Raw genomic sequence first — 11,709 nt, forward strand, 5'->3', positions numbered from 1 at the left:
CCTTCCGAATATAACACTTATCTTTATAAGGGCTTGCCCCCCGGGCCGGTGAATAATCCCGGCTTGGCATCCATACAGGCGGCAGTGGCCCCCGCCGATGTAGACTACCTGTATTTTGTGGCCAACGACCAGGGACGGCATATCTTTTCTACCACACTCGATGAACACAATGAAATCGTTCGTGTTCTTCGGCAACCAGACTAGGGTCACTATGCATTGGCAACCAGGCTACCACTTTTTCAAATTGGTAAGGTGAATCTCCGCGATCTGAATCCAGTTCAGGCTGAAGCCGTAGAGTATGTGGACTCCCCGGTGCTTATTTTTGCTGGGGCAGGCAGCGGCAAAACTCGGGTTCTCACCTATAAAATTGCCTACCTTATAGATGAGAAGGGAGTACCGCCCTCTCAGATTCTGGCAGTCACTTTCACCAACAAGGCTGCCCGGGAAATGCGTAGCCGCGTAGATGCTCTCCTTTATGGAAAAGGAAGAAGTCGAGGCAAACCTGCCGCTCATGAAGTGAGCACCCTCCCGGGTGGTACCACCGATGTGCATATAGGCACCTTCCATGCTATCTGTGCGCGCATTTTACGTCAGGAAATTCATCGCTTGGGCTACCAGCGCGATTTTGTCATCTATGATACCGAGGATCAACTGCGCTTGCTCAAATCGATTCTCGCGCAGAACGATTATGATCTCGATCTGTATCCACCTCAGGCTTTTCAGTCCCGTCTCAGCCGCGCGAAAAATTGCATGCTCGCTCCGGACCAGATGGCTGACCAAATCGCTGGCATTGAGGGAGAGATCCTGGTATCTGTGTACCGGGATTACCAGCAGAGCCTGAAAGGGAACAACGCCCTGGATTTCGACGATCTGCTCTTGTTACCACTCGTTTTATTCAATGAGCACCCCCGTGTGCTGGGGCGTTATCGAAAGCAGTTTCAATATATCCTTGTGGATGAATACCAGGACACCAATCGGGCCCAGTTTGAGTTTGTCCGCTTGTTGGCTGAGAAGCACCGGCAGATCTGTGTTGTCGGTGACGATGATCAGTCCATTTATACCTGGCGTGGGGCCGATATCACCAATATCCTCAACTTCGCCAAGGTATTCAGGGATGCTAAAGTCTTTAAGTTGGAACAGAACTATCGGTCGACATCGGTTATCCTGAAAGCCGCTGGAGTGGTTGTAGCGCACAACAAAAGCCGTGCCTCCAAAACGCTATGGACAGAGCGGGCTGGGGGAGAGTTGATTCACATCTTTCCCGCCCGCGATGAGCGCGAGGAAGCCGAACAGGTCTATCGGCGTATCCAGCACGAGATTCTGGTTGAGAAACGGCGTTTCAGAGACATAGTGATATTATACCGCACCAATGCCCAGAGCCGGGCGCTGGAGGATGCCCTCCGACGCCGGACCATGGCCTATGAGATCGTCGGGGGCACCAAGTTCTATGAGCGCAAAGAGGTGAAGGATATCCTGGCCTATTTAAAGTTGTTGGTCAATCCCTCCGATTCGGTAAGCCTGGAGCGGATCATCAATTTCCCCCCGCGAGCCATCGGGGAGACATCCATGAACCGTTTACAGGCCTATGCGCGCGGAAAGCACATGACGCTGTTCGAGGCTCTGGATTGTGGCTTGGAGGCCGGAGTCCAACCGAAACAGTCCCAGGCCATGAAAGATTTCAAGGCTCTCATTGAACGCTACCGGGCCCTGGTTTCCAGCCCAGCTAAAGAAGAGCATGGTGGTAAAGCGATCTCCGATGAGTACGTCGCTGCCCAGGATGCTGATAGGGCGGGAGATCTGGGCATTGAGGAACTGGTGGCAACCCTCTTAGAAGAAATCGGCATCGTACAATATTACCGTCGGCAGGAGACCATGGATGCCCGGGAACGCCTGGATAATATCGAGGAACTGGTACGCAGCCTTGCCCAGTTCCACGAAGAGCGCGAAGGTGCCACACTGCGGGATTTTCTGGAAGAGGTTTCCCTCCTAACTGACATTGACCGTTGGAACGACGAGACCAGTGGAGTGACCCTCATGACTCTCCACAGCGCCAAGGGATTGGAATTTCCCGTAGTCTTCCTTACGGGTTTGGAGGAGGGACTGTTCCCTCTCATGCGGCCTGATGCGGATGGCAGCGATGAAGAGGAGGAACGGCGCTTGTTTTACGTGGGCTTGACCAGAGCCCAGGATAAGGTCTATCTCTCTTATGCCAACCAGCGCCGCCGATGGGCGAGCGGCAAGGTGAATGGTATCATGAGCCGCTTCATCAGGGAACTACCTGAGGAGCTGGTGGTCTGGCCCAGCAAAGGGGAAGTGTCAGAAAGCGTGGATTATAGTGGCCCTCCAGCTGGAACAGCTAAAACGCATCATATAACCCGAACTCTGGAAACGACCGTTCAGTCCATTCTCGATGACTTTGTGGTGGGCGCCTGGGTGGAGCACAAAATATTCGGTAAAGGGCAGATAACCGCGCGTGAGGGAATAGGGGATAACCTCAAGCTCACCGTAAAGTTTAATGATGGGAAAGTAAAGAAGCTGGTGGCCCGCTACGCTGATCTCAATCGGCTGTAGATCCAGAGTGCCAGTGTAAAGCCTCTGGGGTAATGAATGGTATTCCTTGATATTCCCTGTAGCAATCATTGCGGAGATCATTACTCCAAATAGTATCATCTTCTCTGAATATAATTGATTAGCGTGTATCTGCTGTAACCATTCTGGTATCGTTATCCTCGATTGTAACGGATTCCAGAATCCAGGTTACATCTCTTAGGCGATCCCATATATCTAATAATACTTAATAAGTTATTTTTTCCCGGGGCCAGCTCAGTTTATCCAAAAAGTGGTGAAAGGCGCCAATTTTGTTAGTAATGCAAAACAGCGTGATTAATTATATAAAAAAGGTGGTTTTTAGCTACTGTTAATGGTAAATTTTAATTGAGAATGAGTCTCAATATAAATATTTGAGAGCTCAGTTATGGATCATATCAACCGCTTCCGAAAAGCCCTGAAACAGGAATCGTTACGGCTAACCTCCCAGCGCCTGGCTATCTTAGAAGATGTCCTGGACAATGACCAGCACCGGGAATGCGACGATATCTTTCTCTCCTTAAGGGAAAAGGAAATTCCCGTCTCCCGAGCCACCATCTACCGAACGCTAGACATTCTCGAGAAAGTGGGCTTTGTCCGCAAGATGGACGTCGGCGATGGGCGGTTCCGATATGAAAACAAACTGTCCCGACCACACCATGACCACATCATCTGCCTTCAATGTGGCAAGATAGTTGAATTCGTTGATCACCAGATTGAGCAGTGGCAGGAGCGCATATCAGCAGAGCATGGATTCGAGCTCCTCCTGCACAAGCACCAGCTATTCGGCCTCTGTCAGGAATGTCAGGAAAGAAAAGCCAAAGAGGGCAACCGTTCGCCTGATGCATAGACACGTTGCCAACCCAGCTGAAGATACAGGTAGTGCAACTATTGCTCTGATTGGGAACCCCAACGTGGGCAAATCGGTGGTGTTCGGGTATCTCACCGGCCACTATGTGATTGTCTCCAATTATCCTGGTACTACCGTTGAGATCGCCCGGGGCCGGCTGGCCTGGGAACATTATCGAGCGCTACGTGGCCAAAACCGCTATCAACGTTCCGCTCGTCAGCGTCCAAACCGCGGTCGGCGAGGAGCACATCATGGAAGAACGCTACGTCGCTCTCATGCTTTCCGGCGTCGTCACGCTGCTTGGGAGGTCATCGACACCCCCGGCATTAACAACTTCATTCCCACCAGCGAAGATGAGTTGGTTACCCGCAACATCCTCATGAACCAGACTCCGGCCCGAATTCTCCAAGTGGCCGATGCCAAGAACCTCCGTCGCGGGTTGTTGCTTTCCCTCCAGCTGGCCGAAATGGGACTGCCCTATACGCTGTGTCTTAATATGACCGATGAGGCTCAGGATCGTGGGATCACTATTGATGCCCTAGCCCTTTCGGAAGAACTGGGCGTGCCAGTGGTGGAGACCATCGCTACCCAGAAAGTGGGTCTGGATGAGGCTCGCCGCCGGGTCCTGGATACGAAGAGCCGGCCTAAGGAAGTACCTATCCCTTACCCAGAACCAATAAAGAAGGCGACGGAGGAGCTCATTCCTTTGTTGCCCGAGATGCCTATCTCGCGCAAGTCACTGGCCCTGATGTTGTTGAGTGGCGATGCTACCCTCACTGCCTGGATGGGCACAACCTTTGACGAAGCCCATGGCGAAGTCATCCGCAGCATCATAGAGCGTATCCGGCGGGCATTTGCCAGGAGTGTGAGTGTGGAGATCACCCAAGCGCGTATGCGGGCCGCCGCCCAGCTCCTGGAACGGGTAGTGCAACAACGTGAAACTCGTCTGATATCCCTAACTCAATGGCTGGGACGGGCCACCACCCATCCTGTAGGGGGATTTGCTTTTGTGGCTGCTGTATTGACTGGTATGTACTATTTCGTGGGAGTATTTGGGGCTGGCACCTTGGTCGATTGGCTGGAAGAGGGTTTGTTTGGGAGCTATATCATCCCAGGTCTGTCCTGGGTGGTGGAGACGATTTTCCCGTGGCAGCTGCTCCGGGATCTCCTGATCGGAGAGTTTGGTCTCCTTAGTATGGCTCTATCATATTCAATCGCGATTGTTCTACCCATCGTCGGCACCTTTTTCATCGCCTTTGGTCTGCTGGAAGACTCCGGTTATCTGCCCAGACTGTCAGTGATGATGAATCGCCTGTTCAAGGCTATGGGGCTGAATGGCAAGGCGGTTCTGCCGATGGTCTTGGGCTTGGGCTGCGACACCATGGCAACCATGACCACCCGTATCCTGGACAACCGGAAAGAGCGCCTTGTAGTTACCCTTCTCCTGGCCCTTGGGGTACCGTGTTCCGCTCAGCTGGGAGTGATTTTGGGTATGTTGCAGGGTATCTCCATTGGTGCTGCGGCCATTTGGCTGGGGGTGGTTGCGAGTGTCATATTTATCGTTGGCTACCTCGCGGCAAAAGCCATACCCGGCCAGTCCTCCGATTTCCTGTTAGAGATGCCACCACTCCGGAAGCCGGTAATAGGCAATATTGTCATAAAGACCATGGCCCGCCTGGAATGGTACCTTCGGGAAGCGGTGCCGCTGTTTTTTCTGGGTACCTTTCTGCTTTTCGTTATAGATCGTCTGCATCTTCTGGTTTCAATAGAGTCCGCCACCGCTCCTGTTGTCCAATCCTTTCTGGGCCTGCCCGTAGAAGCCACTGCGGCGTTCATTATGGGCTTTCTCCGGCGGGACTATGGCGCTGCGGGGCTGTTTCTTCTGGCCCGGAACGGGCAGCTGGACACTATCCAGATCCTGGTAAGCCTAGTAGTGATTACCCTCTTTATGCCCTGCATAGCTAATTTATTTATGATTATCAAGGAGCATGGTTTGCGGGTGGCCCTGGGGATGTCGGCATTCATTCTCCCTTTTGCTATTCTAGTTGGTGGCGCGGTGAACTGGTCGCTGAGATTGCTGAACGGGGTGGTTCCATGATTGTTTGTCCCCTGTGTGGCTATGAGTTTGATGCCAGGCTGGAGAACTGCCATACGAATTGTCAGTTTAATAAGTGGTGCACTATGATTATGTGCCCCGCCTGTGGATACGAGTTTCTAAACGAGTCCAAGATTGTCAATCTACTAAAAGCGTTACTGGCGCGCAGGAAAGAGAAGAAGCACCATGAAGTCCCATCTTATTGACGAGATCCTTGAGACGGTCTGGGTTGCCCACGAGGACGGGCGACCGGAGGCGGCAACCTTGGAGGTCAAATGCAGACATGATGTTGGGGAATTCGATCTACAAGCCTGTCTGCAGGAAATGGAGGTAGCAGGACTGCTCGTTCTTAAAGAGGGACGGGTAGATTTTACCGATGAAGGTAGAACCCGGGCTCGAAACATCATCAGGCGACACCGCCTGGCCCAACGGCTGCTTATGGATGTGCTGGATGTGTCCGAAATAGAAAGTGAGGAAATGGCCTGTCAGTTCGAGCATTTCCTCAGTGAGGAAGTAACCGACAAGGTGGCTGCTTTCCTTGGGTATCCTCGTGTAGATCCAAACGGTCGGCCTATTCCCTCAGGTGCGCCGGGGGAAGAAACCATAGAGCTGGTTAAGCCTCTGATCACGCGACTTACAAGGTTAAGTGTTGGAGAGAGGGCCCGGGTGGCCTTTTTAACACCCAGCTTCCACCAGCGTTTTGATCGTCTGGTAGCCTTTGGCATCAATCCGGGTGTGGTATTGGATCTCCATCAGCGTACACCTGCCTATGTGGTACGTGTGGGTGAAACCGAGCTGGCCCTGGATCCAGAAATTGCCGATGAAATCTACGTGCGGCCTCTCACCTAGGTAACTTGCTCTACAAGATAGTCCGATACGTGCGCAGGTTTGGAGCTACCGGGTCTTCCCGCTTTTCAAGGGCACTGGATAGCTTTACCAGAGTTTCTTCAGCGTCTTTGCGCTTGGTTATGTCGCCCAGACGCCAATTTGCCGCATTTGCAGGGTACGAAAGCAAGACAAAATGTGAAGTCTCTGTCAGCATCTTGAGTCGGCCTCATTCACCTTAAGTACCTTTTGTATATTGGTAATGAGATCCTCCTGGTCGATGGGCTTATCGACCACTGCAGCTGCCCCCAGCTCACGACATCGCTGGCGAATACCTTCCTGGAGATTGGAAGTAACGATAATTACTGGTATCCTAACACTCTGTTTGTTAAGAACTTCCAGCAGTTCGAGGCCACCCATATTAGGCATCAGGAGATCGGTGAGTATGCAATCCGGCTTGTGCAGCGTGATTTGCTCCAATCCTTTCTGCCCGTCGGATGCCTCGATGGTTTTATACCCTATCGCTCGGATAGCCTGACCGATGGTCTCACGTTGAAAAGATGAATCATCAATGATTAGAATCAGGGGCATTAGATGAGGCCTCTTTCGATAAAGCCAGAAAACCTATAAGCGATCATGAGCGAATCGAGTTGTGCTAATGTAAATATATGTAAATATAACTTGTATGGGTAGAACAACTGAGGTTGCGAAATTATTAGGGGAAAGGTTACGCGCATGGAACTTGATCTTTATGAGGCTGATAGGTGTATTGGATCGGATTTAAAGAACCGGGCGCTGATCTTTGCGCCGGCGCCGGCGTCGTGCCCGGATGATGCGGAAAACGATGGCGGCTACTATGATTCCCAGCACATACCAGATGGCCATTCCGATTGCCATGTTGTGAGAATCCATGCCTCAAGCATACAAAGACCGGGTCTCATTAGCAACCTTTCTCGTCTTTCCTATTCGATACCAGGAGAGCATAAATATTGATTCGCCGGTCAGAAGATCATAACATACTGCACAGGATTCAGTTCACCCTGATAAGTGGCAGTCTATAAATCATCACCTTCATATTGAGAAGCTCCATGAGAAACACAGCCGTTCTTTTTCTATCGCTCCTACCGGTCATGGTTTTCGGCCAGACCGAGCTGGGGCCATTCCAATTCCTTGACAATAGTCGCGCCACCCATGTGACAGGCAACCTGGGCCTGGGTTCCCCCGACTTGGCGGTCGGATTCGCTCTAGAAGCACCTGCGCCTAAGGTCCTGGAGTTCATGAATTTCATCCCCGGGTACGCTACCAAATACACCATCGCCTATAGTGGTGACCTGCTTCTCCATGGGTCTCTCATTACCCGGGCCAGGTATCAACCCAAGCGGAAGATAGTTGGTGTTTTCGGCATCGGTGCGGGCGCGAGCATTGGCAAGAAGTTCAAACCGTACCCGAATCTGGTTCTCGGGGTAGACTACCTCATCAACGACAAGTACATTACTACGGTAACCCTGGAAGGCGGGGGACTGCTCACTTTCGGTTTCGGCCTGCACAGGGGCTACGGGTGGTGAGCATTCTGGCTGCCTTTTTCCTCCTTTCTTTTTAGCTGCGGCCTTTATAGCCAGGCCAGCGGAACTTGACCTCAATGAGCTCTTGCCAGGCTGCCCCGTCTACAACACATTGCCCTTATCTATTCCCTACCTAAATTCTGATAGTCTGTTCATAAACTATTTGGGTGTTAATACTATGGCATAATAATGCTGGGGGGTAACTGAGCATGAAAACCATAATCGAACCCTTCCGAATCAAGTCCGTGGAGCCGATCCGCATGACTACCCGCGAGGAACGGGAGGCCATCCTAAAAAAGGCCCGCTACAATCTCTTCTCCTTGAGCGCTGAAGATGTGCTCATCGACCTGCTCACTGACAGCGGCACGGGTGCCATGAGTAGTGAGCAGTGGGCGGCGGTGATGCGGGGCGACGAGTCCTACGCCGGGAGCGCCAGCTGGCGGCGGTTTGAGGCGGCGGTGAAGTCCATCATGGGCTTTGAGTACGTGATCCCTACCCATCAAGGCCGGGCGGCCGAGCGCATCCTGTTCTCCATCCTGTGCAAAGCGGGCCACGTGGTGCCTAATAACACCCACTTTGATACTACGCGCGCCAACGTGGAGTATCAGGGGGCCGAGGCGGTGGACCTGGTGATCCCTGAAGGGAGGGTACCGGAAGCGATACACCCCTTTAAGGGCAATATGGACATCGGGCCACTCGAAGAGCTCATCGCCGGGGTAGGGCCGCAGCGTATTCCCCTGATCATGCTCACTATTACAAACAATTCCATGGGTGGGCAGCCGGTGTCCATGGCCAACATTAAGGCAGTGGCCGGGATAGCCCACCGTCACGGCATTCCGCTCTACTTTGATGCCTGCCGCTTCGCCGAAAATGCCTTCTTTATCAAGCTGCGGGAGCCAGGGTACGAGAAAAAGTCGGTGCGGGAGATCGTGTCGGAGATGTTCTCCTACGCCGACGGCTGCACCATGAGTGCCAAGAAAGATGGCCTAGCCAATATCGGCGGTTTTTTGTGCACCAATGACGAAAGCCTGGCCCAGCAGGAGAAGGATTTGCTGATTCTCACCGAAGGCTTTCCCACCTACGGCGGGCTGGCCGGGCGTGACCTGGATGCCATCGCTGTGGGGCTGGAAGAAGTGCTTCACGAGGATTACCTCACCTATCGCCTGGCCTCGACGCGTTACCTGGGTGAGCACATTGCTCGGGAGGGAGTGCCGATCGTGCAGCCGCCGGGCGGCCACGCCATCTACATCGATGCCAAGGCCATGCTGCCGCACATTGCGCCACTGCAGTTCCCGGGGCAGGCGCTGGCCTGCGAGCTCTACCTGGAGGCGGGCATCCGGTCGGTGGAGATCGGCTCGGTGATGTTTGCTCGTACTGAGGTGGAGGGTGGGGAGGAGGTCCCGGCGGATATGGAGCTGGTACGCCTGGCAGTTCCCCGACGGGTCTACACCCAGAGCCATGTAGACTTCGTGGTGGAGGCCATCCTGAACGTGTACCAGCGGCGGGAGGATATCCGGGGCTTTAAGCTGACTTACCAGGCGCCGTATCTGAGACACTTCACGGCCCAGTTCGAGCGGGTGTGATGACGAATCATGCCCAGCACGGAACAAGATAGGTTCATTGGTTTCTCACCCAAAACGCTGGCGTTTCTGAAGGGGCTTGAGGGAAATAATAACAAGATATGGTTCGAGGCGCACAAACAGGACTATCTGGCATATTTATTAGAGCCACTGCAGCGATTAGTCGCCGATCTGAGCGAGTTTATGCTGACCATTGATCCCCTCTTCGAAACGAGACCGGCCATTGATAAAACCATATCCAGAATCTATCGCGATACGAGATTTTCCAAGGATAAGTCCCCTTTCAGGGCAAGGATGTGGCTGACCTTTAAGAGGCCCCGTCGGGACTGGAAAGCGGCGCCGGCATATTTTTTTGAGATCTCGCCGGATTCGTACCGGTATGGTATGGGCTTTTATAGTGCTCCAAGAGCTGCTATGGAAAAAATTCGTGAGATGATGGACAATGATGCAGACGAGTTCCAGAAGGCTGTGTCGATATATAAACATCAGTCGGTCTTTACAATGGAGGGAGATAAATATAAGAGAAGGCTAGATCCAGCCAAACCGGAAGAAATCCAGGAGTGGTATCAGAGAAGAAATATTTACTTCGTCTGTAATCGGAATATTGACGAGGTTCTCTTCAGCAAGCGTCTGAATGATGATCTCATTTCCGGATTTAGAATACTGGCGCCCATCTACAATTTTCTCTGGAAAGTAGTGGCTGCATCTTGAGTGTATAGGCAGTCAAGAGATCCTTCACTTCGTCAGGATGACATCGAAAGCGGAGCTCGTTTCAAGAGAGACTTACTGATGATCCGTCTTATAATCCCGGACCAAAGGGCTCTTGTCAGTAAAACTACTCATCCAGAATGATCGCGTTAACAGCTCTTTCCCTGACTGTGATGCCGCAAAGTGTAGCTGCAGGGTATCGGAAAATGTTGCGTCAGGGAATTGCACTACCCGATAACATGCTCTAACTTTTCCCCCAATTCCTGATTTGATTTTGGGTATTCATAATTCTAAGCAGGGTTGCGATCAATGATATATCCGAAGCTATTCATTCCTGGTCCCACACCAGTTACTGAGGATACCATGGCGGCCATGAGCCAGCCACAGATAGGGCATCGCACCCCGGAATTCTCGGAGTTGTGGTCGGAAGTCACCTCAGGGCTGGAGAAGGTACTAGGGGCCAGTAAGGTGTTTCTCTTTTCCAATCCCGCTACCGGAATTTGGGAGGCGGCAGTGCGCAACACAGTGAAGAAATGCTGCCTGAACCTGGTGAATGGGGCCTTCAGCGCCAAATGGCACTCAGCGACCCAAGCCTGCGACTTGCCGTGTGACATCCTGGAGAAGCCCTGGGGCAAGGCCATCCACCCCGAAGAGGTTGATCAGGCCCTGGCTAGCGGCAAGTACGACGTTGTGACCCTGGTGCACAACGAGACCTCCACCGGAGTCATGAATTCCCTGGAAGAGATCGCAAACCTTATGACTGACAAGTATCCGGATGTCTTCTTCCATGTGGATGCGGTGAGTTCCATGATGGGAGTGGAGATCAGGGTAGACGAGTGGGGGCTCGATACCTGCTTTGCCTCGGTTCAGAAGGCATGGGGACTGCCGGCAGGATTCACAGTGTGTGCCCTCTCGGAACGCACCCTGGAGCGCTCGGCGGAGATGAAGGGCAAAGGGTACTATTTCGATTTTGTTGTATATGACAAGTATTATAAGAAACAGCAAACGGTTTATACACCCTCCATTCCCCACATGTATGGGCTACAGAAGATTCTGAGGGATGTTGAGCGGGAGGGCCTGCAACACCGGTACAGGCGCCATCAAAAGATGGCCGAGACGACCCGGGCCTGGGCTTTTCGCCATGGCCAGGAGCTGTATCCGGAGAAGGGCTATGAATCGGCAACCCTCACGGCGATACGCAACGTGCAGGGCTGGGACGTGAACCGCCTGTACGACAACCTTGAGGACCTGGGCTACCGGATGGACCGGGGTTACGGCAAGCTACGCGGAGAAGTCTTTCGCATCGCCCACATGGGGGCCGTGATGCCCGAGGACCTGGACGCTTTCCTGAAAACCTTCGATCATGTCCTGACGGACGAGGGCGAGGCCTAATGAAACGGGTATTGATTACCGACCCCATTTCGCCCCGGGGCAAAGAGCTCCTTGCCCACCGGGGGCTGGAGGTGGTTGATCTGGCTGGTCAGCCCATCGACGCGATACTGA

10 protein-coding genes are annotated in these 11,709 nt (G+C 52.8%); 9 read left to right on the top strand and 1 reads right to left on the bottom strand.

Annotated elements, in window-relative coordinates; genetic code table 11:
- From ACETWG_09830 to ACETWG_09850, 5 genes are all read left to right on the top strand, one after another.
- The coding region (locus tag ACETWG_09830; protein ID MFB0516882.1) for an endolytic transglycosylase MltG at positions 1 to 204 on the top strand (204 nt) is incomplete at its 5' end.
- A 48-nt stretch (positions 205 to 252) separates the two neighbouring features.
- Positions 253 to 2,571, top strand: a complete 2,319-nt coding sequence (locus ACETWG_09835) for an ATP-dependent helicase (GenBank protein ID MFB0516883.1) — start codon at positions 253 to 255, stop codon at positions 2,569 to 2,571.
- A 403-nt stretch (positions 2,572 to 2,974) separates the two neighbouring features.
- On the top strand, positions 2,975 to 3,436 hold the full coding sequence (locus tag ACETWG_09840) for a Fur family transcriptional regulator (protein MFB0516884.1): 462 nt from the start codon (positions 2,975 to 2,977) through the stop codon (positions 3,434 to 3,436).
- On the top strand, positions 3,429 to 5,534 hold the full coding sequence (gene feoB, locus ACETWG_09845; GenBank protein MFB0516885.1) for a ferrous iron transport protein B: 2,106 nt from the start codon (positions 3,429 to 3,431) through the stop codon (positions 5,532 to 5,534). Before ACETWG_09840 ends, feoB begins: the two co-directional genes overlap by 8 nt.
- A gap of 183 nt (positions 5,535 to 5,717) precedes the next feature.
- Positions 5,718 to 6,380, top strand: coding sequence for a metal-dependent transcriptional regulator (locus ACETWG_09850; protein MFB0516886.1), 663 nt, complete (start codon positions 5,718 to 5,720; stop codon positions 6,378 to 6,380).
- Positions 6,381 to 6,566: 186 nt separating this feature from the next.
- Here the strand turns inward: ACETWG_09850 and ACETWG_09855 are convergent, their stop codons facing one another.
- Complete coding sequence (locus ACETWG_09855; GenBank protein ID MFB0516887.1) at positions 6,567 to 6,947, bottom strand: response regulator; 381 nt, start codon at positions 6,945 to 6,947, stop codon at positions 6,567 to 6,569.
- Between the two features lie 497 nt (positions 6,948 to 7,444).
- Between ACETWG_09855 and ACETWG_09860 the strand changes: the two genes are divergently transcribed.
- From ACETWG_09860 to ACETWG_09875, 4 genes are all read left to right on the top strand, one after another.
- Positions 7,445 to 7,921 (top strand): hypothetical protein, encoded by a 477-nt coding sequence (locus ACETWG_09860; protein ID MFB0516888.1) that lies wholly within the window; start codon positions 7,445 to 7,447, stop codon positions 7,919 to 7,921.
- 206 nt (positions 7,922 to 8,127) lie between these two features.
- Complete coding sequence (locus ACETWG_09865) at positions 8,128 to 9,501, top strand: tryptophanase (protein MFB0516889.1); 1,374 nt, start codon at positions 8,128 to 8,130, stop codon at positions 9,499 to 9,501.
- 9 nt (positions 9,502 to 9,510) lie between these two features.
- Positions 9,511 to 10,209, top strand: a complete 699-nt coding sequence (locus ACETWG_09870; GenBank protein MFB0516890.1) for a DUF2461 domain-containing protein — start codon at positions 9,511 to 9,513, stop codon at positions 10,207 to 10,209.
- Positions 10,210 to 10,515: 306 nt separating this feature from the next.
- Positions 10,516 to 11,598, top strand: coding sequence for an alanine--glyoxylate aminotransferase family protein (locus ACETWG_09875; protein ID MFB0516891.1), 1,083 nt, complete (start codon positions 10,516 to 10,518; stop codon positions 11,596 to 11,598).
- The last annotated feature ends 111 nt before the right edge of the window (positions 11,599 to 11,709 follow it).

It is taken from the genome of Candidatus Neomarinimicrobiota bacterium (assembly GCA_041862535.1).
Taxonomy (GTDB): Bacteria; Fidelibacterota; Marinisomatia; order SCGC-AAA003-L08; family TS1B11.